This window comes from Agrobacterium vitis (assembly GCF_037039395.1).
Taxonomy (GTDB): domain Bacteria; phylum Pseudomonadota; class Alphaproteobacteria; order Rhizobiales; family Rhizobiaceae; genus Allorhizobium; species Allorhizobium vitis_E.
In genome coordinates this window covers 343,596-368,110 of the sequence record NZ_CP146244.1, presented here as the reverse complement: position 1 = coordinate 368,110, position 24,515 = coordinate 343,596, and the positions used below count along the sequence as shown (strand labels likewise).

The 24,515-nt window shown below is 57.1% G+C and carries 21 protein-coding genes, 2 pseudogenes and 1 other annotated feature; of the genes and pseudogenes, 8 read left to right on the top strand and 15 right to left on the bottom strand.

Going from position 1 to position 24,515, the window contains the following annotated elements; all coding sequences use genetic code 11:
• Positions 1–60: 60 nt before the first annotated feature.
• From V6582_RS23125 to V6582_RS23090, 8 genes are all read right to left on the bottom strand, one after another.
• Positions 61–915, bottom strand: a complete 855-nt coding sequence (locus tag V6582_RS23125; RefSeq protein ID WP_156632731.1) for a universal stress protein — start codon at positions 913–915, stop codon at positions 61–63.
• Between the two features lie 11 nt (positions 916–926).
• Positions 927–2,423: a SulP family inorganic anion transporter gene (locus V6582_RS23120; protein WP_156632730.1), complete on the bottom strand. Its 1,497-nt coding sequence runs from the start codon at positions 2,421–2,423 to the stop codon at positions 927–929.
• An 88-nt stretch (positions 2,424–2,511) separates the two neighbouring features.
• On the bottom strand, positions 2,512–3,768 hold the full coding sequence (locus tag V6582_RS23115; RefSeq protein ID WP_197434422.1) for a class I SAM-dependent methyltransferase: 1,257 nt from the start codon (positions 3,766–3,768) through the stop codon (positions 2,512–2,514).
• 216 nt (positions 3,769–3,984) lie between these two features.
• Positions 3,985–4,037: a sequence feature (sul1 is cis-regulatory element that is thought to sense ions involved in sulfur or methionine metabolism; They are found in Alphaproteobacteria), on the bottom strand.
• Between the two features lie 143 nt (positions 4,038–4,180).
• Positions 4,181–4,576, bottom strand: a complete 396-nt coding sequence (locus V6582_RS23110) for a nuclear transport factor 2 family protein (protein WP_156632729.1) — start codon at positions 4,574–4,576, stop codon at positions 4,181–4,183.
• A 114-nt stretch (positions 4,577–4,690) separates the two neighbouring features.
• Positions 4,691–5,290, bottom strand: coding sequence for a nitroreductase family protein (locus V6582_RS23105; RefSeq protein WP_081343942.1), 600 nt, complete (start codon positions 5,288–5,290; stop codon positions 4,691–4,693).
• A 70-nt stretch (positions 5,291–5,360) separates the two neighbouring features.
• Complete coding sequence (locus V6582_RS23100) at positions 5,361–5,867, bottom strand: acyl-CoA dehydrogenase family protein (RefSeq protein WP_349509004.1); 507 nt, start codon at positions 5,865–5,867, stop codon at positions 5,361–5,363.
• Complete coding sequence (locus tag V6582_RS23095) at positions 5,864–6,553, bottom strand: acyl-CoA dehydrogenase family protein (RefSeq protein ID WP_349509003.1); 690 nt, start codon at positions 6,551–6,553, stop codon at positions 5,864–5,866. The genes V6582_RS23100 and V6582_RS23095 overlap by 4 nt, the downstream gene beginning before the upstream one ends.
• Before the next feature lie 463 nt (positions 6,554–7,016).
• Entirely contained in the window at positions 7,017–7,721 is a 705-nt protein-coding gene (locus V6582_RS23090; protein WP_156632727.1) for a GntR family transcriptional regulator, read from the bottom strand.
• A 230-nt stretch (positions 7,722–7,951) separates the two neighbouring features.
• Here V6582_RS23090 and V6582_RS23085 point away from each other — a divergent pair, with 230 nt between their 5' ends.
• The 6 genes and pseudogenes from V6582_RS23085 to V6582_RS27610 all read left to right on the top strand — a co-directional run.
• Positions 7,952–8,956 (top strand): ABC transporter substrate-binding protein, encoded by a 1,005-nt coding sequence (locus V6582_RS23085; RefSeq protein WP_156632726.1) that lies wholly within the window; start codon positions 7,952–7,954, stop codon positions 8,954–8,956.
• 187 nt (positions 8,957–9,143) lie between these two features.
• Positions 9,144–9,959, top strand: a complete 816-nt coding sequence (locus V6582_RS23080) for an ABC transporter ATP-binding protein (protein WP_197434421.1) — start codon at positions 9,144–9,146, stop codon at positions 9,957–9,959.
• A 4-nt stretch (positions 9,960–9,963) separates the two neighbouring features.
• Positions 9,964–10,833 (top strand): ABC transporter permease, encoded by an 870-nt coding sequence (locus V6582_RS23075; RefSeq protein WP_156632725.1) that lies wholly within the window; start codon positions 9,964–9,966, stop codon positions 10,831–10,833.
• Positions 10,834–10,876: 43 nt separating this feature from the next.
• Positions 10,877–12,613 carry an L-arabinonate dehydratase gene (gene araD / locus V6582_RS23070; RefSeq protein WP_156632724.1) on the top strand — a complete coding sequence of 579 codons (1,737 nt, stop codon included), beginning with the start codon at positions 10,877–10,879 and terminating at the stop codon, positions 12,611–12,613.
• A 17-nt stretch (positions 12,614–12,630) separates the two neighbouring features.
• Entirely contained in the window at positions 12,631–13,356 is a 726-nt protein-coding gene (locus V6582_RS23065; RefSeq protein WP_060716253.1) for a ribonuclease activity regulator RraA, read from the top strand.
• 85 nt (positions 13,357–13,441) lie between these two features.
• A pseudogene (locus V6582_RS27610) lies at positions 13,442–13,510 on the top strand (ALQxL family class IV lanthipeptide); the annotation flags it as partial.
• Here the strand turns inward: V6582_RS27610 and V6582_RS23060 are convergent.
• A complete protein-coding gene (locus tag V6582_RS23060; protein ID WP_156632723.1) occupies positions 13,495–14,394 on the bottom strand; it encodes an AraC family transcriptional regulator in 900 nt (299 codons plus the stop codon). The pseudogene V6582_RS27610 and the gene V6582_RS23060 overlap by 16 nt on opposite strands.
• Before the next feature lie 267 nt (positions 14,395–14,661).
• On the opposite strand from V6582_RS23060, the gene V6582_RS23055 reads away from it, so the two are divergent.
• Both V6582_RS23055 and V6582_RS23050 read left to right on the top strand, forming a co-directional pair.
• A complete protein-coding gene (locus tag V6582_RS23055) occupies positions 14,662–16,140 on the top strand; it encodes an aldehyde dehydrogenase (protein WP_156632768.1) in 1,479 nt (492 codons plus the stop codon).
• Between the two features lie 80 nt (positions 16,141–16,220).
• A pseudogene (locus V6582_RS23050) lies at positions 16,221–17,673 on the top strand (aldehyde dehydrogenase).
• A gap of 200 nt (positions 17,674–17,873) precedes the next feature.
• Here the strand turns inward: V6582_RS23050 and V6582_RS23045 are convergent.
• The 6 genes from V6582_RS23045 to V6582_RS23020 form a co-directional block, all read right to left on the bottom strand.
• A complete protein-coding gene (locus V6582_RS23045; RefSeq protein WP_156632722.1) occupies positions 17,874–18,602 on the bottom strand; it encodes a FadR/GntR family transcriptional regulator in 729 nt (242 codons plus the stop codon).
• Positions 18,599–19,579 carry a galactofuranose ABC transporter, permease protein YjfF gene (yjfF, locus tag V6582_RS23040; RefSeq protein ID WP_156632721.1) on the bottom strand — a complete coding sequence of 327 codons (981 nt, stop codon included), beginning with the start codon at positions 19,577–19,579 and terminating at the stop codon, positions 18,599–18,601. The genes V6582_RS23045 and yjfF overlap by 4 nt, the downstream gene beginning before the upstream one ends.
• A complete protein-coding gene (locus tag V6582_RS23035; protein ID WP_234889744.1) occupies positions 19,576–20,601 on the bottom strand; it encodes an ABC transporter permease in 1,026 nt (341 codons plus the stop codon). Before V6582_RS23035 ends, yjfF begins: the two co-directional genes overlap by 4 nt.
• 11 nt (positions 20,602–20,612) lie before the next feature.
• Positions 20,613–22,175 (bottom strand): sugar ABC transporter ATP-binding protein, encoded by a 1,563-nt coding sequence (locus V6582_RS23030; protein WP_156632719.1) that lies wholly within the window; start codon positions 22,173–22,175, stop codon positions 20,613–20,615.
• Between the two features lie 81 nt (positions 22,176–22,256).
• The gene (gene ytfQ / locus V6582_RS23025) at positions 22,257–23,213 is read right to left on the bottom strand and encodes a galactofuranose ABC transporter, galactofuranose-binding protein YtfQ (protein WP_156632767.1); all 957 of its coding nucleotides are present in this window, start codon (positions 23,211–23,213) and stop codon (positions 22,257–22,259) included.
• Positions 23,214–23,349: 136 nt separating this feature from the next.
• Complete coding sequence (locus V6582_RS23020; RefSeq protein ID WP_156632718.1) at positions 23,350–24,459, bottom strand: RHE_PE00001 family protein; 1,110 nt, start codon at positions 24,457–24,459, stop codon at positions 23,350–23,352.
• Positions 24,460–24,515: the final 56 nt, after the last annotated feature.

Genomic DNA, 24,515 nt, shown 5'->3' with positions numbered 1-24,515 from the left:
TGTTACATGACAGCGCTGTGGGTTTTAAAAACCGCACAGAAAAGAGTGTTCGATTCGAGATCAGCGGAAAATCAACACAGGCACTTTGCAGGCCCGGATCATTTCCGTTGTCGTTGACCCAAGGAAAAGTGCGCGCAGCCTGGAATGGCTATAGGCGCCCATCATGAGTAGGTCGTATTCCTCACGCTCGACAATTTCCGAAATCGCCTTATCCGGCTGCCCCGCAACGATGGCGGTCTCACCCGGCACGCCCACATCCGTAAACCTAAGCTTACCTTCAGCAAGGGCTTGACGGGCTTCCGGCGTATCATCCCCCACCGTCACCAGTTTGATAGAGAGCCCGGCAAACATCAGATTTCCTGATATATAGTCAATCGCCTTCATCGCCATCGCGCCACCGTCATAAGCGATCAGCACTTTGTGGATCGGCTTGAAGGCACGTGATGCGATGGCGATCATCCTGTGACTGGAGCGAACCACCCGTTCGAGGTTTGAGCCAAGGTGCAATTGCGCAAAATCAGCGCCTTCACCACGCTTGCCGATCACGATAAGGTCGGCGCTTTCCTCCAGCTCTTGCAGGGTTTCAGCCAGATCGCCATTGCGCAGCATGGTGTTGACGCTATCGATGCCCATGGCTTGAAGGCGCGCCTTTGCCTCTTCCAGCAAAAGCCGTCCACGGTGTTGGGCCGTTCTTGCTTTTTGCGCGTCCAGTTCCGCCAGTTCCTCCAGAAGCGCCGTTCGAGCGCCCAAGCCGATATTGCCGCTGAGATTGACCGGCGCCGTGGAAAGGTCGCGACGCCCAATCACATGTAGAATGTCCACGGACACCTCGGATCGGCCGGCAATCCATGCGATATGGTCGCAGACGCTCTGGGCATATATCGAACCGTCTATCAGTCCTATGATCTTGATCATGATTGTCTCCCTCAATGCCCCATAAGGCGTTCCATGGCGCCGGGCTTGTCGTGAATTGCGAGCTTGTCAACGATTGTCTCGCTTGCCCGGTTCAGTCCGAGGATAGACACCTCGGCTCCCTCTCTGCGGAATTTCAGCACGATCATATCCAGTGCCGCGACACTGGATATGTCCCATATATGGGCGCGGGATACGTCGATGATGACGTTCTCCAAGGCTTCCTTGAATTCGAATGCCTGGTTGAAATCCTCGACGGAGGCGAAGAAGATTTGACCTTCGACCTTATAAGTGCGCGTTTTGCCATCCGGTGAGAGGATCGAGGTTATCTGGAATATCTGGGCGATTTTCCAGGCGAAGAAGACCGCCGATAACAGCACGCCAACCAGGACACCGACAGCCAGATTATGAGTGGCGACGACGCCAATCACCGTCGCGACCATCACGAAGGAGGACGAGCGCGGGTGATCCTTGATATTGCGGATCGATGACCAGGAAAAGGTGCCGATGGACACCATGATCATGATCGCCACAAGGGCGGCCATGGGAATTTGACGCACCCATTGCCCAAGCACGAGAATCATGAACAGCAGGAAAACACCGGCGCACAAACTCGACAATCTGCCGCGCCCACCGGATTTTACATTGATCATCGACTGACCGATCATCGCGCAGCCTGCCATGCCCCCCAAGAAACCGGTTATCGTATTGGCAACGCCCTGGCCGATGCATTCGCGGTTCTTGTTGCTTGGCGTATCCGTTAATTCATCGACAATCGCAGCGGTCATCAGCGTTTCGAGCAGGCCAACAACGGCGACTGCGGCGGAATAGGGCAGAATGATCAGAAACGTTTCAATATTCAGAGGGATATTGGGAAGGAGCAGGACCGGCAATGTCGAGGGCAACTCGCCCATGTCGCCGACAGTTCGGATGTCTAACCCGAAATAGATCGAAATCGCCGTCAATATCACAATACAGACGAGAGGCGACGGAATGGCCTTCGTCACATAAGGAAATAGATATATGATTGCCAAGCCCGCCGCCACCAGGACATAGGTTAGAGCGGGGACATGGATCAGCTCCGGCAGCTGGGCCATAAAGATCAATATTGCCAATGCATTGACAAAGCCCGTCATGACGGACTTCGACACGAAACGCATCAGGCGACCGAGTTTCAGCAGACCGGCAATAATCTGGATGACGCCGGCCAATATGGTGGCGGCCAGCAGATATTCGACGCCGTGTGTTTTGGCCAGCGTGATCATCAACACAGCGGTGGCGGCGGTCGCGGCAGAGATCATCCCGGGCCTGCCACCCACAAATGCGATCAGCACCGAAATGGAGAAGGATGCATAAAGGCCAACCTTGGGGTCGACGCCAGCGATGATGGAAAAGGCGATGGCTTCTGGAATAAGCGCCAGGGCCACAACGACGCCAGCCAGCGCATCGCCTTTGATATTGCCGAACCACTCTGTTCGAGCCTGATGTAAACTATTGCTAGACAATGACATTTCTCCTGACCGTCAAATGTTCCGGCCAATCTTGAGTAGGGCGCTGAATGCCCTGCAGGTGTAATAATGAATGGATGAATGCCAGCGCCTATTCGGCGACATGGCTCAACGGAACGGGCTTGCAGATCTCCAGCTCCCGCAGGCGGCTTTCAGCGGCATGAATATAATCGCGCCGCAAAGGAGCAGCCGACTGATCGCGCGCCAGCTGAATTTGAAAAACCATCATCCCTTGATACCGAAATGCGGTCTCCGATGACGCCAGATAAAATTCCCACATGCGGGCGAACCGCTCATCATAAAGGGCAACCGCTTCTTCCCGCCGGGCCAGGAACCGCTCGCGCCAAGCTTTCAAGGTCTCGGCATAGTGCAGGCGCAATATCTCGATATCGCAGACCACCAGCCCCTGCCGTTCGATTGCCGCCAGCACTTCCGAAAGAGATGGAATATACCCGCCTGGAAAGATGTATTTCTGTATCCAGGGATTGGTATGGGAGGGTCCATCGAACACGCCGATGGAATGCAACAGCATCACCCCGTCAGGCTTGAGCAAAGCCCGAACTTTCGCAAAAAATTCATCGAAATGACCAATCCCGACATGTTCAAACATGCCGACGGAAACGATCCGGTCGAATTGTTGCTTGATATCCCGATAGTCTTGCAGCAAAAATCGAGGCCGACGCGAGGATGCAATGTCCTTGGCGCGACCATTCGAAATTGCATGCTGATGTTCCGACAACGTCACGCCGGTGACGTCCGCCTGGGTCATCTCCGACAGATAGAGCCCAAGTCCACCCCATCCTGATCCGATATCAAGAACACGATGCTCCGGCTCAATCAGCAGCTTGGCAGCCAGATGCCGTTTTTTGGCAAGCTGCGCTTCTTCCAGCGAACTGCCCCGCCCCTCGAAATAAGCACAGGAATACTGACTGTCTGAATCGAGAAATAACCGATAGAGCGAGCCATCGAGGTCGTAATGGTGCGCCACATTGCTCTTTGAGCGCCCGACCGGATTATATTGCTGGATACGCCGTTTCAAGCGCGTGAACCGGCGCATAAATCGGGCGGCGCCCGTCAGACGATCCACGCCTGTGTTCTGAAAAACCAGTTCAAGCAGTTCATAGAGGGTGCCTTGCTCAATGCGCAACTTGCCATCCATAAACGCCTCGCCAAGCGCGAGTTCTGGATTGAACATAACGTAGCGTTGGGTTGCGCGGTCTGCGAAACGGATAACGATCGGCTTGCCGCTTTCGTCTCCGATACGCCTATGTTGACCGTCGCAGGTGATGACAATGAGGTTTCCCACCTTGATGTGGCGGGAAATGAAACGAGTGAAAAACGAAGACATTCAATATCCTGAAATGCGTCGTCGTACCCTGAAAACATGCGTCATCGAACTGAAAACCCATAGACGGGCTGATCAGCGCAGACTGATAACGTTAGACATGATCAAGCCGCTCTAGTAGAGACGGCTATCGATCCCAACAGATATCAAGAAATTTTCATTTTCATGGGTTTAATCAACGGATAGCTCATCACGCCTGAAATGACGTTAGTGAGTTAACTGTGGCCGGGGGATAGGCGCCCGGAGAAGCCACTCGTCAAAACGAGTCCGATGCAGTGAAATTACTGCTACAAAATCCTGCGGATTGCAAGACACATATATGTTGTTTTTTATAGGCCACGAGCAGGCATGCTAACGTGCCCCAGTGAGAACCAGCACAACATGACCAATCGGTGAAAACGATAGGATCGCGGCCTTAGACGGATCGATGCACCTTACCCGCGCTTCCCCAATGCTCTGCTAGCTTTCCATCAGAGATGCGGAATGCGTTGAAAACATACCGCAGGCACATCTCACCGGGATGTTCGGGATCGGGCTGAGGCATGAGGGCCGACAGAACCACCATATCACCTTCCGCGACGATAAATTCCGGCGGGTGTTGGAGCTGCGGGGGCGTCGGCACCGGGCCGTCGGGAAAAATATTGCGAACAAACGCTTCCAGCGCGGCCAGGCCACTCGGAAGCTGGTCGGTATGCTGGATATAATCCTCGGTAACGAAATCGCGCGCGGCATCCGGGTTGCGCGCCTCAAAGACACAGCGGAAGAAGTCCAGCACCAGGCGTTTGTTGGCAGCGGCGCGATCTTCGCTCATGGCATACCCCAATCGATGTCATTTGAGAGTGGGTTGGTAAAAATTTAAATGCGCAGCAGCATTAGCAATGCTGGTGCTGCTGCGCATATCTCACTCGACAGTGAAACAAGCCTTTCAGCCGACGAAACGTCCTTTCATAGCCGACTCCTGGAGCGGACGGCGCCCGTTTGGCTGCTCGCGCTCCTGCAGGGGCGGCGGCAACAAGCTCTTGTCGCCGATCCTCCCGATCGCGATGACGGCTTCAACTCGAAAGCTGTCTGGGACCCCAAGCACTTCGTAGCTGCGTGGAACGTCGAACCCTGCCATGCCATGAGCATACCAGCCGAGGCGCGTTGCTTGCAGCGCAAGATAGGCCCAGGCAGCGCCAGCGTCGAAGGAATGGCTGTAAGAGGGAACCGGCTCAGTCTGCATCGGCATGATCGCTGTATTTGCGGAAACAATCACCACCAGTACCGAAGCACGCGATGCCCACGCCTGGTTCATCGGCGCGAGCAGACCGAAAATATTCTGCCATTCCGGCGTATCGCGCTGCGCGTAAATGAATCTCCAGGGCTGGGCATTGAATGAGGACGGCGCCCAACGAGCCGCCTCCAAAATCGTCATCAGATCTTCCTCTGACATTGCCTGGGGATCAAGCGCCCGAGGAGACCAGCGATCCAGAAAAATCTGATCGATATCGTAATCCGAAGAGCGATTATTTGAAGAAATGGACACCTGAGTATTCTCCTTGGACTATTGACACAGCACTGCGCCACGATCAGCCGATGCGCAGAGTTCGTCGCTGTTATTTTTGCGGAAGACCGCCCGCGAACATCTTGAAGGGTGGCAGGCCCAGCACGTGCCGGCCGGCGATTTCGGCAGCCGGATCCTGACGGATAGCCCCGTGCGAGATAAGAACCCGTGCGTCACGCGCAAACCGCTGAATAGGATTCTTCAATGTGACCGTCGAGGAACCGAGGCAGATCTGCATCATATCGATAGCATCAGCGCAGAGACGGGCAGCGAATACCAGGTTCATGGTATTCAAAGCCTCTTCACGCGGCTCGAAATCGAGACCGGAAGCCGCACGCCTGTCCACTTCATCGGCCACACCATGGATTAGTGTTTCCGCTGCATTGATCATTGCGTTCACCCGTCCGGCAACAACCTGGGTCGAAGGCGTTTGCGCAACGGTGTCATAAGGAAGATTGAACGGTTTGCGGGCATTTGCCTGCTGGGAAAACTCCTGCAAACACCCTTTTGCCATACCAAGCGTGATCGCCACATTGGAAATGGTGACAGTCAACATCATCCCAAAGGCACCGGTCTGGTAGCCGACCCCCTCGAACCGATTGCGGATTTTCTCAAGCCGAATTGGCATTTCGGCCGAAGCCATCGTGCGGCGCGTGGGTACGAATACTTCATCAGGGGCGGTGATACTGTTGCTCGATGTGCCCTGAAGACCCATGACGTGCCAATCGTCGACAATTTCATACTGGTCCCGAGAAAGCAGAGCGATCCCGCGATGGGGCCCCCCCCCTCTTCCCATTGGATTCCGACAAATGCCCATTTCGCGTGTTTGCAACCGCTGCCGAAGCTCCACTTGCCGCGGACCATAAAACCGCCATCGACAAGTCTAGCATCGCCGACAATCTGCGAAAAAACCGATGCGCCGACCATGAGAGGCCCCACCCAGGAGCCGGCATCCGCCATCAATTCGGAAACAGTTTGCTCATCAAAGACAAATGCGTTTCTGAGGCCAACCGAGACAAAGCCTGACCATGCTGTCGATCCATCACCTGTCGCCGCAGCGCCGACAACCTCAGCAATGTCACGGGCGCCAAATCCATAACCACCATATTCACGTGGCAAGGTGATTTTGAAAAATCCGACTTCATTCAGCGCATTGACGACATCAGGCGTCATAGCACCCAATTTCTCGCCAGCTTCGGCTTCGCGTCGGATCAAAGGCACCAGCGCCAGCACTTTGTCGCGCATGATCTGTCCTGCCTCGCTTGGGCCAACAGACACAGCTGCGTAAGGTTGCCCGGCGCTTTCCTCATGCCGAGGCGCAGATGCCAAATTCATAGAATGTCTCCCCTGCTGACGACATGCGTTCTTCTCAATCCTCACCGAAAAAACGCTGTCGCCTGTTTAATGCCTGACTAATGGGCTTTCGCCACCGCCTGCAAAAGTCACGAGAGGTTACAGATGCCATGTAACATTGAGCTGAGGCTTCAAATTTAACGCCTATAGATTGCATGGAATCGCCGCAGACATGAGGGGGGCCGGCTCCGGCCAATCAGGTTGTTACCAGATAGTGAAATGCACCTGCCTCATGGCGACGCAGGTATTTTCTCAAGGGTCGGCAAAAAAGGTCAGCGACGACGTCGAGCGCCCAGCCAAGCGTGAAGCACCGGCTGGACGTTGGTAAAGGGCTGAGACGAATGCGGCTAACTGTTCACTTGCGAATATAATCCGGATATTCCGCACTGATGAGATCGATGATCGACAGCGTACCCGAAAGGTGTTTTCTGAGCGCCGAGGCGGCGGCCTCGGGATTGCCGGATGCAATAGCAGTGACAATCGCTTCATGATCCTCGAGCACGGTCTGCATCTTGCCGGGCATTGGCAGGTTGAGGCGCCGCAGCCGGTCGAGATGGACGCTTTGTCGTCGCACATTTGCCCATAGCTGTAGAATGCCGGTCTTCTCATAAAGTTTACGGTGAAACTCGCGGTCTATGCCATCGAAGGTGTCATAGGTCTCTTGCGTGGCCACTTCTTTTTGACGGGCCAGGATGGCGGCCAACTCCTTGGCGGTCTCGCCCGGCGCCTCTTCGGTCAGGCGCCGGACCGCTTCGAGTTCGATCGATAGCCGAAGGAACTGCGCCTGTCGGGCGTGATCGATATCGATCTTGGCAACGACCGTTGCATATTGCGGATAGACTTCGACAATGTCCTCTTCCTGCAAGCGCATCAGCGCATCGCGCACCGGTGTCTGGCTCACTCCGAATTCCAGTTGCAATGACGCCCGCGACAAGATCGTGCCGGGCACCAATTGCACCTTCAGGATCCTGTCTCGCAGGATTTCATGAACCTGTAATGCCACCTGTCGCGAGCGGTCCAGCTGCCCACCCCTGATCGTTCCGTTCATGCACCCATCCATCCATGTCGCCGTTAAAAACAGTAGAGCACATATTCGGGGTTGATGCACTGATGTTTTAGTGCTTCAATGCATTTGTCCGCTTTGGGAGAGAGAGCGGCGAGCGTCAAACATCGAATTGAAAAATGGGAACCGGCTTTCGGAACATCTGATGCGCAACAAAGGGCGAGCATGATGAAGCGATCCTGTTTCCCGCTGCAAAGCGTTAAATCTGCATCCTTGGGAGGAAAATCATGCGTTTCTTTATCGGCGGAGTGACCGCCATTGCCCTTGCTTTGGGATTGGCCTGTCCAAGCAAGGCACAGGAGAAGACCACCCTGTCCATCACCCGTCAGCCTGGGATTCTTTACCTCGCAAGCCATGTGATGGAGACCCAGAAGCTGATCGAAAAACAAGCGGCGGCCGAAGGTCTTCAAGGCATTACCGTCGAATGGCGCACCTTTAGCGGTGGCGGCGCGCAGACCGATGCGCTGCTGGCTGGCAACGTCGATGTCGTCAATACCGGCACCGGCAATCTTCTGCTTTTGTGGGATCGCACCCGCGGCAAGGTGAAGGGGATCATCACCAGTTCTGCGCAGCCGGTGATCATGGTGTCCAACGATCCGCGCATCAAGTCGCTGAAGGATATCCAGGATGGCGACAAGATCGCTGTGCCAACCGTTGGCGTCTCGACCCAGGCGATCCTGCTGCAAATGGCGGCAGCCAAACTTTATGGCGACGACCAGGTCAAGAAATTCGACAAGAACACCGTGCAGCTTGGCCATCCCGACGCGGTGGCGGCAATCGCCAATTCGCAGCATGAGGTCAAGAACCACTTTTCCGCACCGCCCTTTCAATATGTCGAGTTGAAACAGCCGGGCGTTCATAAAGTCACAGATTCCCGCGAGATCATCGGGGGAGCACTGACCCAGGCGACCTTCTTCACCACCACCGGCTTTGCCGAGGCAAATCCGAAACTGGTGAAGGCATTGCGGGTCGCAACGGAAGAAGCCATCGCCTTTATCAAAAAGGACCCGAAGGCGGCGGTCGAGGCCTATAAGACCGTGTCCGGCGACAAGACCAGCCTTGATGATCTGATGGCCATGATGAAGGAACCCGGCATGGACGAGTGGCGCACCGATCCGCAAGGCACGATGAAATTTGCCGCCCATCTGCATAAGGTCGGTACGCTCAAGACCATGCCGAAGGCCTGGACCGACTATTATCTGCCCGATAGCGCCTATCTCAACGGGAATTGAACCTCATTGCCCATGCAGCGGCATCGCCTGCCGCTGCACTTCCTTCGGCTTGTCAGGCATTGGTTTCCCCGACCTTGATATGCCGGAAGACGTTGAGTTCGACCTTCCCGAAAAACAACCGACACCACAGAGATCGAGAGTCTGCCCGGTTCAGTAAGGATCAGACGGATTTTAGGGAGTGAATATCATGATGCAGGCAACCGCTGCCGCCGAGCGCCTCGCGCCGGTCCCCGAAAGAGCCCCGCTTCTTTCCGTTGATCGCGTCACGCTGCGTTACAAAACGCCCAATCTGCTGATTACCGCCACCGAGGATGTCAGTTTCGACGTGCGGGAATCCGACCGCTTCGTGCTGCTCGGGCCGTCCGGCTGTGGCAAGTCGACGCTGCTGAAAGCCGTTGGCGGTTATATGACGCCGGTCTCCGGCACGATCCATATCAATGGCCGCCAGGTGAAAGCTCCCGGACCGGACAGGATGATGGTGTTCCAGGAGTTCGACCAGTTGATGCCCTGGAAGACCGTGCTGGAAAACGTGATGTTCCCTCTTCTCGTCGCCCGCAAAATGCCAAGGCCAGAAGCGGAGGCGCTGGCCCGCCATTATATCGACAAGGTCAAGCTGACCCGGGCCGTCAATAGCTATCCTCATACGCTGTCCGGCGGCATGAAGCAGCGCGTGGCGATTGCGCGCGGCATGGCCATGCAGCCGGATATCCTGTTGATGGACGAGCCTTTTGCCGCACTCGACGCGCTGACCCGGCGGCAGATGCAGGACGAATTGCTTCAGCTTTGGGAAGACACCAAATTCACCGTGATTTTCGTCACCCATTCGATTGCTGAAGCGATCAAGATTTCAAACCGCATCCTGCTGCTATCACCGCATCCGGGGCGCGTGAAGGCCGAGGTCGTCGATGTCGACAAGGTGAGCCAGGCCGATGGCAGTGCCGCAGCTCTGGAGCGCGATATCCATAACCTGCTGTTCTCCAATGAACCCGGTCACAAGGAATAGAACCATGCTGTCCCCCAACATCATCCTTGCCACCGATGTCGCGGCGGCCAAGCCCTATGACAATATCAAGCCGGTCGAACAAAAACTGAGCGTCTTTGAAACGCTGTGGGGCATCAGCGCCTTGCGCAAGACGCTGTTGATCGTGGTTCTGGCGATCATCTGGCAGGTCTATGCCTCCTTTCTCGACAATCCGCTGCTTTTCCCCACCTTGAGCGACACATTGGTGACGTTGACCGACCGCTTTGCCGACGGCACCCTGCCCGCCCGCATCTGGACGACGCTGCAAGTCCTGTTCATGGGCTATACTGTCGGCACGGTGCTTGCTGCATTGCTGACGGTGCTTGCCATCAATACCCGCATCGGCACCGATTTTCTCGAAACCATGACAGCGATGTTCAACCCGCTGCCAGCCATTTCGCTGCTGCCTTTGGCGTTGATCTGGTTCGGGCTCGGTGCCTCCAGCCTGGTCTTCGTGCTGGTTCATTCGGTCCTATGGGCGGTGGCTCTGAACACGCATTCCGGCTTTCTCGGCGTATCACGCACCTTGCGCATGGTCGGCGCCAATTACGGCCTGACCGGGATTTCCTATGTGCTGCGCATCCTGGTTCCAGCGGCCTTCCCTTCCATCCTCACCGGCTTGAAGATCGGCTGGGCGTTTGCCTGGCGCACGTTGATTGCTGCCGAACTGGTGTTCGGCGTCTCCTCGGGACAGGGCGGTCTTGGCTGGTTCATCTTCGAAAACCGCAATCTGCTGGATATACCCGCAGTGTTTGCAGGCCTGCTGACCGTCATCATTATCGGCCTGATCGTCGAAAACCTGGTCTTCCAGACGATCGAGCGCCACACAATCCAGAAATGGGGCATGAAGGAATAGCGCCTGCCGCATTCCGCTTTCGCCCTCGCAGAAGGTCAGTTCCATGACAAGCAAGAAAACACCTGAAACGCTGCGCAGCGCCCGCTGGTTCGCCCCCGACGATCTGCGCAGTTTCGGCCACCGGTCCCGCATGATGCAGCTCGGCTATGCGGAAGAGGATTTCCGCGATAAGCCGGTGATCGGCATCCTCGACACCTGGTCCGAGCTCAATACCTGCCACGCCCATTTCAAGGAGAGGGTGCAGGACGTGAAGCGCGGCGTCACCCAGGCTGGCGGCTTTCCGGTCCAGATGCCATCGCTGTCCGTCGATGAAAGCTTCACCAAGCCAACCTCCATGCTCTATCGCAACATGCTGGCGATGGAGACAGAGGAAATGATCCGCTCGCATCCGCTCGACGGCGTGGTGCTGATGGGCGGTTGCGACAAGACCACGCCCGGTCTGGTGATGGGTGCGATCTCGGCTGGTGTGCCGATGATTTACCTGCCAGCCGGCCCGATGCTGCGCGGCAATTATGCCGGCAAGATCCTGGGGTCCGGTTCGGATGCCTGGAAATATTGGGACGAGCGGCGCGCCGGACATATTTCCGACGCGGAATGGCTTGGCATTCAGGGCGGCATCGCCCGTTCCGCCGGCACCTGCATGACCATGGGTACGGCCTCAACCATGACGGCAATCGCCGATGCCATGGGGCTTACCCTGCCGGGTGCCTCCTCGATACCCGCGGTCGATGCCAATCACCAGCGCATGTCAGCGTCCTGTGGCCGCCGCATCGTCGAGATGGTCTGGGAAGACCTGACACCGGACCAGATCATCACCGACGCCGCCTGCCGCAACGCCGCTATCGTCGCCATGGCCACCGGCTGTTCCACCAATGCCGTTGTTCACCTGATTGCCATGGCCCGCCGTGCCGGTGTCGATCTCACCCTCGACGACCTCGATGCGCTGGGCCGCGTCACACCGTTGATCGCCAATGTCCGCCCGTCCGGCAAGGACTACCTGATGGAGGATTTCTTTTATGCGGGCGGCCTGCGCGCCTTGATGAAACAGCTCGAAGAGCGGCTTGACCTTTCAGCCCTGACCGTCACCGGGAAAACCATGGGCGAAAATCTCGAGGGTGCGGAGGTCTATAACGACGACGTCATCCGGCCACTGTCCAATCCGGTCTATCACCAAGGTTCGCTCGCCGTGTTGCGGGGCAATCTCTGCCCGACAGGCGCTGTCATCAAACCGGCGGCCTGCGATCCGAAATTTCACGTCCACCAAGGACCGGCCCTGGTATTCGACAGCTATCCCGAGATGAAGAAGGCGATCGACGACGAGCATCTCGACGTGACCCCCGATCACGTTCTGGTGCTGCGCAATGCCGGGCCTCTGGGCGGTCCGGGCTTTCCTGAATGGGGCATGCTGCCGATCCCCAAGGCGCTGATCAAACAGGGCCACCGCGACATGCTGCGGATCTCGGATGCCCGCATGTCCGGCACATCCTACGGCGCCTGCGTGCTGCATGTCTCGCCGGAGAGCTATATCGGCGGACCGCTGGCGCTGCTGCGGACCGGCGACATCGTGCGGCTGGATCTTCCCAATCGCAGCCTCGACATGCTGGTCGATGACGTGGAACTCGCCCGGCGCAAGGCCGCATGGACGGCACCGGAACCGCATTTTCAACGCGGCTATGGCTGGATGTTCTCCCGTCATGTGACGCAGGCCGACAAGGGCTGCGACTTCGATTTTCTTGAAACCAGCTTCGGCAAATCGGCCGGTGAACCGGATATCTATTAAGCAAAAAAGGACCTACGATGACAGACTATGTGCTGAGCGACGCGACCCGCGCCAAATACAAGAAGATCTCGACCGCATCGATTGCCACCGCGCTGTTTAAACGCGGCCTGCGCAACCAGTTCATTCAAGGCGTCGTGCCGGTGGCGCCAAAGGCCGAAACCATGGTCGGCCAGGCGTTTACGCTGCGCTATATCGTGGCGCGCGAGGATCGCAATCCGATCACGGTTTTCCGAGATCAGAAGCATCCGCAACGCGTCGCCATGGAAATCTGCCCTCCCGGCCATGTGCTGGTGATGGATGCGCGCAAGGACGCCCGTGCCGCCACCGCAGGCTCGATCCTCATCACCCGTCTGGCGTTGCGTGGAGCAGCCGGAGTGGTTTCCGATGGCGGTTTTCGCGATGCGGAAGGGATTGGTGCCCTTGATATGCCCGCTTATTACGCAAAGCCATCGGCGCCGACCAATCTGACTCTGCATGAGGCCATCGATATCAACGTACCGATCTCCTGTGGCGATGTCGCCGTATTTCCCGGCGATGTGCTGGTTGGCGACCGCGATGGCGTCATGGTCATTCCCGCCCATCTGGCAGACGAATTGGCCGATGAATGCACCGATATGGAAAGCTACGAGGATTTCGTCCTGGAACAGGTCAAGGCCGGTGCGGTCATTATCGGCCTATACCCCTGCACGAAAGACGAACATCAGCAAAAATACGAGGCCTGGCGCAAGGAGCATGGGCGCTAAATTATTCCCGCCATTTTTTTCAGTTTGGCGTCCAGACATACCTAAAACGAAGAGAGAGCATTTCAGTGTTTAATATAAACACTGAAATGCTCTCCAGATGCTTCCAGCAACTCAAGAAAATTGCACAAAATACGGTAATCAGGGCCAGTCGTGATAATCCATATTGGTCCCGAGGCCAGGATTTGCCGATGATTGCCGGACCATACGGCGATAGGCTGCCGGTGAAAGACCGGTTTTCCGTTTGAAAAAATGACTGAAATGAGCAGGATCACGAAAACCGAGCGCTTCTGAAATGTCGCGCGCGCTGCTATCGGAGCGCTCCAATCGGATACGGCCTTCCTGCGCCAACCGCTCATGCACAAGCTCAATTGGCGCGCGACCGAGATGTTTGCGGCAGAGCGCATGCAGACGGTCGGTCGAGATCCCCAGGCGGGCGGCATAAAAAGCAACAGGCCGGTGATGACGATAGTCCGCCTCCACCAATTGCCGGAATTGATGCAGGATGGGCGCTGCACCACCGGAAGAGAGCGATGCGGCTGGCCCGGAAGGCATAGTGTGGCGCCAGACCCAGTTGATCAACAGCCGCAGATAGGCTGACACCACCATATGCGAGGGTTGTCCATCCCGGTTCAACTCATCGATGAGGCCACGCATGTGCTGTTCCAGTCCGCTTGCCTGCTGTGGCGATAGTCCCGTCATGATCGTTGTCGTTGCGATGAACAGTCTAATCGGCTGGGATTCCGGATAATCCCCGACGGCATCCCCGACAATATCCATGGCCGCGCCGATAACATGGCCGCAGGAGCCGGCAGAAAGGCGCAGCCTTACCAGTTCCGAAGACGGTAGCAGCAGCAGGCACGGGCCTTGCAGTACCCCCGCAGTGTCACCCGCGCCAAGCCTGACCGTACCGAGCCGAATGAAAACCAGATGGGTAAACCAACGATAGGGATGGTTGCCAATACCGATTATGCGTTGTGAAAGCGTCGGCTCCAGGCTCTGGCCCCAGACCCGCCGCATCAGCGCGAATTCCTCCACCATAGGGGCAGTCTCCAAATTGCGGCAATTGACCAGAAATCGACAATGAGAACCCAGATATCTACATTCTTCTTTCCGTGCAAATCGTTAGAGTTGCCCGAAATACATGTCTGACGGATTTTCTCACCATGAAGAATTCCAGAAAAATAGCCTGAAACAGGCTGTTTCGGATCAATGGTGAAAACGCTGTCGGAGATACGCCTTTGGGAGGAGGCATTGCATATGGCCATGGAAAGGACCGCGTCACCTGAAAATTCCAGCCTGGACTGGATGGAGACGGCAAGTGGCACCCCCACGCCTTTTGCAGCTTCTCTGCTGATCGGCGGAAAGTCCGTCGACGCGCAAGGAGACAGGGTCTTTACAAGAGCCAATCCCCTGACCTCGCACATCGTCACCGTCGCTGCCGCCGCAAGTCTTGCGGATGCCGAAAACGCAGCACTTGCTGCCGCTGCGGCCTTTCCTGGCTGGTCAGCATCGCCTTGCGCCATGCGTCAGTCTATTCTGGAACAGGCGGCCACCCTGCTGATCGAAGCGACTGAGGTTTTTACCAGGACAATGATGGCCGAAACGGGAGCTACCCGTGATTGGTGCCGTTTCAACATCGACTATGGGGCAAAGATCTTCCAGGATGCCGCCACCATGGCGATGCATGTGCCGGGATCGATTTGCCCGGATGATCTGATCGTTGGATCGTCCTTTTCATTGCGCCAACCGGCTGGCGTCTGCCTTGCCATCTCACCTTGGAACGCACCAATCCTGCTTGCTGTCCGCTCAATTGCCTTGGCACTGGCCTGCGGCAATTGCGTGATCTTGAAAAGCTCGGAATTGGCGCCCGCCACGCAGCGATTGCTGGGCGATCTGCTTCAGCAAGCCGGTCTGCCCGATGGCGTGTTGAATATCATCTCCAATGCGCCTGCCGATGCAACAGTGATTGTCGAGACCCTGATTGCCCATCCCGTTGTTCGCCGGGTCAATTTCACCGGCTCGACCCGGGTCGGCAGGATCGTTGCGCAAATCGCCGCCCGCTATTTAAAACGCTGCCTGCTGGAACTTGGCGGCAAAGCGCCGCTGATCGTACTTGACGATGCCGATCTCGAACAGGCCGCCCGCGCCGCAGCGTTTGGGGCTTTTTTCAATCAGGGCCAGATCTGCATGTCCACCGAGCGGATCATTCTGGTCGATGCCATCGCTGATGATTTTCTGTCGCTGTTCGTCAGCAAAGCGAAAACGGTCAAGGCCGGCGATCCGGCACTCGGCCTGACACCGCTCGGTCCATTGATCTCGGTGGAGTCCGGCCGGAGAATTGCCAGCATGATCGACGATGCCGTTGCCAGGGGCGCGCATGTTCTGACAGGCGGGCGCGTTCATGACACGTTGATGGATGCCACTGTTGTCGATCATGTCCTGCCCGGCATGCGGCTCTATCGTGAAGAAAGTTTCGGACCGGTCGTGTCGATCATTCGCGTCACTGACGCGGATGAGGCCGTGACCGTTGCCAATGATTGCGATTACGGTCTATCCGGCGCGGTGTTCAGCCGCGATTTGCACCAGGCTCTGGATGTCGCAAGACGGGTGGAAACCGGCATTCTGCATATCAACAGCGCCACCGTGGCAGACGATCCGTTCATGCCGTTCGGAGGCGTCAAGGCCTCCGGCTATGGCCGGTTCGGCGGCGTGGCGGCGCTGGACGAATTTACCGAATTGCGGTGGGTGAGCCTTGCCTCAGGCCCGGCAGATTATCCGATCTGAACGCGCAACTCCCGCATAATTACCCAGGCATACCAACAAAAAACTGCGACAGGGGTCGCACATACGTGGAGGAAGAAGACATGCACGAAATCCAGCAAATCATTGGTGGCAAGAAAGTCGGAGCCTTGTCGGGCAAGACGTTCGACCGGATCGATCCATTCAATGGCGAGATTGCTTCACGCGCCCCAGCCTCCGGCCTGGACGATGTCAAGGCAGCGGTTGCCGCAGCCCAGGCGGCCTTCCCCGCCTGGTCACGCACAGGCCCCGGTGAAAGGCGTGCCTTGCTGCTGAAAGCAGCCGACATCATGGCCTCAAAAGCGGCAGACTTCACCGCGCTGATGATCACGGAAACGGGTGCGACCGGTCCCTGGGCCGGCTTCAATACCATGCTTGCCGCTGGCGTGTTGCGGGAAGCCGCCAGCATGACCAGCCAGATCCAGGGCGAAGTCATCCCCTCAGACAAGCCCGGTACATTGTCCATGGCTGTGCGCCAGGCAGCAGGCGTCTGCCTTGGCATTGCACCCTGGAATGCACCGATCATTCTGGGCACGCGCGCGCGCCATAGCCATGGCGATTGCCTGCGGCAACAGCGTCATCCTGAAGGCATCCGAAGCCTGCCCCGGCGTCCATGTCCTGATCGGCCAGGTGCTGGTCGAGGCCGGTCTGCCGGATGGCGTCATCAACGTCATCACCAATGCGCCTGAAAATGCCGCCGAGGTGGTGGAAGCGCTGGTCAGCGCACCGGAAGTACGCCGCGTCAATTTCACCGGTTCGACCAAGGTCGGACGCATTATCGGCGAATTGTGCGGTCGTCACCTCAAGCCCGCCCTGCTTGAACTCGGTGGAAAAGCACCCTTTCTGGTGCTCGAGGATGCCGATATCGATGCTGCCGTCAATGCGGCGGTGTTTGGCTGCTACATGAACATGGGCCAGATCTGCATGTCCACGGAGCGGTTGATCGTCCATGAAAAGGTCGCTGACGAATTCGTGGCAAAGCTGGCTGCCCGCGCTGCCTCGCTTCCGGCTGGCGATCCGCGTGGCCATGTCGTGCTGGGCTCGTTGGTCAATCCTCAGGCCGCCGTCAAAATGCAGGAATTCATCGATGATGCCGTTGGCAAGGGCGCAACCCTCGCCGCTGGCGGCAAGGTCACGGGCAGTGTGGTGGAAGCCACGCTTCTCGACCACGTCAAGGCTGGAATGCGCAGCTTCGACGAAGAGAGCTTTGGCCCGGTCAAACCGGTCATCCGGGTCAAGGACGAGGAAGAGGCCATCCGCATCGCCAATGATAGCGAATATGGTTTGTCCTCAGCGATTTTCAGCCGCGATATCCAGCGTGCCCTGGCGATTGCGGCCCGCATCGAAGCTGGCATTTGCCACATCAACGGCCCGACCCTTGCCGATGAGGCACAAATGCCGTTTGGAGGGGTGAAAAACTCCGGCTACGGACGGTTTGGCGGTAAGGCGGCGATCAACGAATTCACCGACCTGCGCTGGATCACCATTGAAGATCCGAACCAGCATTACCCGTTCTGATCTGTTGGGTTGAATGATAATACGAAGATTCATTGAAAATGACTCTTCGTATTCCGTTTGAAAATATCTCAAGCCTCTGGCACATTTGAGATATTTTCAATTCTTCAAGTCGAGGATGCGTCAGCATGTCAGAGACTTGGTATAAGATGGCATGCATTGTCAAAAATGCATGCCATCACACCCGCCTTGGAGCGAATAGATTACGACATCCGTGCGTGGTCCTGCTCGATGGTGCCGATCATCGCCGCAGCCGCCTCTTCGGCAAGGCCGCGCTCAATGGCGGTGACGAGAACGCGGTGGCTTTGCAACACGGCTGTGAGCTCGCAAACCTTGCCGTCGCGCACGGCGGGCAAATAGGCGAGCGCATGCGACAGCTCGATCGCCCCCTGCAAGGCCCGCAGGAACGGATTGCTGGATGCCTCGGCTATGATCCTGTGCAGTTCGAAATCTGCCAGGCTGAAGCTTTGCGGCTCATCCAGGGCAAGCTCCATTTGCCGCAGCCAGTAATGCATCAGGCGGATCTGGTCACCGGTATGATCGCTGGCAGCATCACTTGCCGCCAGCGGCTCCAGTGAGCACCGCACCTCGCCCAGTCCGCGCAGAAATTCGTCATCCGGCTGGATTTCGAGATACCAGGCCAAGACCTGGCGATCATACAGGTTCCAGCGGCTTTTCTTGGCAACCTTGGTGCCGACCTTGGGCCGGGCTTCCACCAGTCCCTTGGCCTCCAACGTCTTCAAGGCCTCCCGCAGCACCGTGCGCGAGACACTGAATTCATCCATCAGGGCGGCATCGTTGGGCAGGATAGAGCCGACCGCAAAGCGACCGGAAATAACGCCCGCTCCGATTTCGTTGATGACGTGAGAGTGGAAATTGCGCGCCGTGATCCGTCCGGAAAGGGAGCGAAGCAGGCTGCCTGGTTCGATCATGCAGACGCCTTTTTCGTCCTCGGCCGTCCACTTCCGGCATGAAATACCAGCTTCTGCAACAGAATGAACATAAACAGCAATGCACCAATGGCAATCTTCGTCCACCAACTGGAAAGCGTGCCTTCAAAAACAATATAGGTCTGCACCAGGCCTTGCAGCATGACGCCGATCAACGTGCCGAAGATAAAACCATATCCTCCAGTCAGCAACGTGCCGCCTATCACCACCGCCGCGATGGCGTCAAGCTCTATGCCAACCGCTGCGAGCGGATAGCCAGCCGAGGTATAAAGCGAATAGACGATGCCTGCCAGACCGGACAGGAAGGCGGAAAGGGCATAAATGCCAATCGTCACCGGCCCGGTGGGCACCCCCATCAGCGCCGCCGAAACCGGATTGCCGCCGATCGCATAGACATAGGAGCCGAACCGGGTGCGGTGGGCGATAAAACCGCAGACCAGAAACGCCGCCAGCATCAACAAACCGATGGCGCTCAACCGGCCTCCGCCGGGCAGGCGAAAATAGGCCTGCGAAATCGCACGATAGATCGGATGATCGATAGGGATACTGTCCTGGGTCAAAACCGAGGCGATGCCTCGCGCCAGAAACATCCCCGCCAGGGTGACGATAAAGGGCGGCACCTTCAGGAAATGAATAACCGCCCCCATCACCGCGCCGAAACAGGCCGAAAGCACCAGCACCAGTGGAAAGACTACAACCGGGTCGAGCCCCGCATGGCTGATCAACAGGGCGGTGATAACGCCTGTCAACCCAATGACGGCACCGACAGACAGGTCGATGCCACCAGACAGGATGACAAAGGTCGCCCCGACAGCAGCAATGCCCAGGAAAGCATTGTCCGTCAGGAAATTGCCCAGGACACGGGTTGAAAACATGCCGGGATAGCTGAGGACGCAGAGGGTATAGGCGACGATGAAAATCAGGGTCGTGGCAGCAAGCGGCCGATAGCGCGGGTTCATCCTGTTTTCTCCGAAGCCTGGATTTTAGCGTGAGTGTTTTTGGGCAAGATGGCGGACCGGTGTTTCCAGCCACTGACCAGCTCGCTGACGCGGTCCGATTGCAGAACCAGGATGATGATGATCACGCTGGCCTTGACGATGAGATTGAATTCCGGCGGCAGTCCTGAAACCAGAATGCCGGTATTCATCGCCTGAATGATCACTGCGCCCAGAACCGACATCGGAATGGAAAATCGACCACCCAGAAGCGAGGTGCCGCCGATAACGACAGCAAGAATGGCATCCAGCTCCAGCCACAGCCCGGCATTATTGGCATCGGCGCCACGAATATCGGCAGCGGCAATGGTGCCGGCGATCCCCGCGCAGAAACCGCCAAAAGTGTAAACCGCGAGGATTAGCGCACGGCTGCGAAGCCCGGTATAATTTGCCGCCGAAAGATTGGTGCCGATCGCCTCGATGAACAGTCCGATGGCGGTGCGGCGCATGAAAATATGGGCTGACAGCATCAGCACCAGGGCAATCACCACCGGCATCGGAAAGCCGAGCAGTGATCCTGTTCCCACGAAAATCAGAGCCGGATCGCTGAAGGTGACAATCGAGCCGGATGTGACCAATTGCGCCAGCCCCCTACCTGCCACCATCAGAACCAGCGTCGCCACAAAAGGCTGAATGCCGAGATAGGCAACCAGCAGGCCATTCCAGATGCCGCAGGCGAGCGCCACCGCTAGCGCTGCTGCCAAGGTCACCACCAAAGGCTGGCCTGCGACAGCGCAGGTGGCGGCAACGGCGCCCGCCACAGCCATGACCGCGCCGACGGAAAGATCCACACCGCGCGTGGCAATGATGGCTGTCATGCCGATGGCGAGAATGGCAACCGGTGCACCACGGTTGAGCACGTCAATCAGGCTGCCGAACAAGCGGCCATCGCGCCAGGCGATATCGAAGAAGCCGGGAAACACCATCCAGTTTAACAGCAGGACGGCGATGAGCGCTGCAAATTGCGGCTTCAAGAAAGACGTCATGGAGCGAATTTTCATGAGAATGCGCCTTCGGAATGGGCAGGCTGACCAGGTAAGTTGGATTGGGGCGTGTTGGATTGAGCGGCAATCGTCTGAACGATAACGTCAGGGGCAATATCAGCGCCATGCAACTCGGCCACCATGGCCCGGTCGCGCATGACGACGATCCGCGATGAATAGCTCACCACCTCGTCCAGCTCTGATGAAATGACGATCAGCGCCAGACCATCCTCCCGCAGACGGCTGATCATCCGGACGATTTCCGCATGCGCTCCGACATCGATACCGCGGGTCGGCTCGTCAAGGATCAGGAAGCGCGGATCGGTTGCCAACCAGCGGGCCAGAATAGCCTTCTGTTGATTGCCGCCGGATAGAAGCTTGATCGGCAATTCGGCTGAAGCGGTGCGAATGTCCAGCGCCTCGATGAATTGTCCGGCAATTTCCATCTGCTCGTCATAGCTCAGCGTGCGCAACCAGCCGAGCTTGGCCTGCATGGCTATGATAATGTTTTCCCGAACCGAGAGATCCCCGAAAATGCCATCGGCCTTGCGATCCTCCGGGCAGAAACCAAAGCCAAGATCGATGGCCTGGCGCGGTGAGCGGATCTTGAACGACGCTCCATTCAGGGTAAGCTCACCCTTGTCGGCGGAGTCGATGCCAAACATCAGCCGGGCCATTTCAGTACGCCCGGACCCGAGCAATCCGGCCACGCCGATCACCTCACCCTTATGGATGTTGAGCGTGAAGGGCTGCACCTTGCCGTCCAGCCCGTAGCCGGTAAATTGCATGAGGCTTTCCCCAACCTCTGCCTCGATCCCGGCAACGGCATCGTGATGCAGGGACAAGTCCTTGCCCAGCATCATCCTGACCAGGGTTGTCCGGTTGAGTGTGTCGATCGGCTGGCTGCCGACCAGCTTTCCATTGCGCAATACCGTGGCATGGTCGCAAAGCTCAAAGACCTGATCCAGGAAATGGGTGATGAAAACGATGGCCAGCCCCCTCGCCTTCAGACCTCGAACAATTTCGAAAAGCTTCAGCACTTCGGAACGGTCTAGGCTTGCCGTCGGCTCGTCAAGGATCAGGACCTTACCGGAAAGTTCGACGGCCCGGGCGATGGCGATGATCTGTTGTACAGCGACCGAAAACGTCGACAATTCGGCGCGAACGTCGATATCGAGACCGTAGCTGGCAAGAACACGGCGCGCTTCACGCTCCATGGTGCGATGATCGACCAAACCAAAACGGCGCGGCTGGCGACCGATGAAGAGATTATCGGCCACCGTCATATTCGTCAGGAGATTGACCTCCTGATAAACAGTGCCAATGCCTGCGGCCTGGGCCTGCTGCGGAGTGGAAAAACTCATGGGTGCGCCATCGACGAGCACTGTCCCGCCATCAGGCGTATAGGCGCCGGTCAGGATCTTGATCAGTGTCGATTTGCCCGCGCCGTTCTCGCCCAGCAGCGCATGGACTTCACCTGGACGGAAGGCGATATCGATATTGTGCAAGGCGACATGGGCGCCGAATGTCTTGGTAATGGCCGTCGCGGCCAGCACCGCCTGTTGGCTGATCGTCATCGTTTCACCCGGCTATGCCTGTCGATAAAGAGCAATCCGCGTCCGGCGCAGGTATGCGCCGGACGCGGTCTGGTTTGGATATCAGTAGCCCAAGCCCTTACGGCGCTCGTATTCACCCTTTGGGTCATCCGAAGGAGTGTAGAGCTTGGATTCCGTGATGATGAATTTTTCCGGCTGCTTCCCATCCTTCAGGTACGCAGCAAGAGCGTCAAATGCCGGACCGGCCATGTTCGGTGTCAGTTCGACAGAAGCATTGGCCTCACCTGCCACCATGGCCTGGAAAATATCCGGAACGCCATCGATGGATACGACCTTGATATCCTTGCCCGGCTTCAGACCGGCATCCTTGATCGCCTGGATACCACCGACTGCCATGTCATCATTATGAGCATACATGGCGCAAATGTCCTTGCCGCCATTTTCCGCCTTGAGGAAACCTTCCATCACTTCCTTGCCCTTGGCGCGGGTGAAATCGCCGGTCTGGCTGCGGATGATGGAGATATTGGAATGGCCCTTGATCGCTTCTTCAAAGCCCTTCTTGCGGTTGATGGCCGGTGTGGAACCAACGGTGCCCTGAAGTTCGACGACTTTGCAGGGCTTGTCTCCGACCGACTTTACCAGCCAATCGCCGGCAACCTTGCCTTCCTTGACCTGATCGGAGGCGACCGATGTCAGATAGAGGTCTTTTGGCGCATCGATACCCCGGTCCAGCAGGATCACCGGAATCTTGGCTTCCTTGGCTTCGCTCAACACGTCTTCCCAACCGGTTGCAACAACTGGCGCGACCAGGATGGCATCGACACCCTGGGCAATAAAGCCACGGATTGCCTTGATCTGGTTTTCCTGCTTTTGCTGGGCATCGGCAAATTTCAAGGTAATCTTGCGCTTTTCGGCTTCCATCTTGGTGACCGATGTTTCCGCCGCGCGCCAACCGGATTCCGAACCGATCTGCGAGAAGCCAACCGTCAGATTGGCAGCGACAGCTGACGAGCAGGCAAGCGCCGTCATGCTCACGCCAAGCGCGAGTTTGCAAAGCATATTCATGGATGTCCTCCCAAAAAAAACGTCACCTCCATGACGTCTGCTTAAATTCATAAGCAGAAATATGAGAGCTGTAAAGCTGATTAGTAGTATTATATATGCTGCATTGCAGCATATACTTTCCACCTTATCATTACAGGATTCCCCAGGCACGATAACGCCCTCGTCCGGTCAATTCGCGTAGCGGCAATTGCCGGATCAGACCAAGCGCTCCTTGCGGGGTGACGTCGAGATATTTTACGACAAGGCCCGCCGATACGAGCGGACGCGACAAGACCAGATCAATCAGATCCGGTAGCTTTGACGAACCGCGTTTGCCAATGGCCCGCCGCTCCAGATTGCCCCGCGCCAATATCAGCCGGTCATGTTCCTTCAAGCCTAGTTGGGCGCCCTTTTCGAAAGCCTCAAGAATGGCGAGCAGACGCTGGGTGCGGTTGGGAGACTGGCGCTGTTCACGCGGCACAGCCCGCAGTCCGACCGATAGTGCTGGAAGATGAAATTGCGCCACTCCGGCCTTTTGCAGATAGGCTGCCGCCAAAAGACGGCCAAGCCAGGGACTATGCTCACTGACCTCCTGGCTTTGCCAGGCGTCGAGCAGACAGGCTGCGGCAAGTACGGGAGGAAGCGCCTGAACATCGCCAAGCAGGGTCTGCCACTCTGCAAGCCGTGCCTCCTCGTTCCAATCCGGATCATAAACCACGGCCTGCGGATCTTCGGCACGCGGTCGCAACCGCATCTTGCCGACATCGTCGAGCACGGTTTCACTTCGCTTCAAAACAGCATCGAAGCGATCCAGCTCTGCCTGAAAGGCATCTTCGACGCTGCCTTCGGCAGCAAGTTCCTCAGGCGCGGATATGGCCTGCGGTACGGGCAGTGTCATGTTCTGCGAAAGCCAATGGTCACGGCCACGAAGCCGCAGCAAACCCACATCGCTAAATGCCCAGGAAGGCTCACGCTGAACGAGCTCTCGACGGCTGCGCAAAATCAGATGGGCAATGGTCAGTTCGTGGGTGGGCGTGCGCGTATCCATCCGGGCATCATGAAAGACCAGATCCTCCATATGAACCAATTCTCCATCTACCCATAACGAGGCAATGGCATCGGCATAATGCATTCGTTCACGCAATCCGCTTCCGACAGCCGAACGAGCAGCCCGCTCATCCAGACGCACAAATGCTTCACCTGCCGCCGAGAGCGGTTGAACAAGCTTTTGCCAGGGCAATGAATCGATCACGTAACGCATTGAATTTACGTTACACGAAGGAGACAATGAAAGGGAAGAGGGCTTTAACTTTCGTC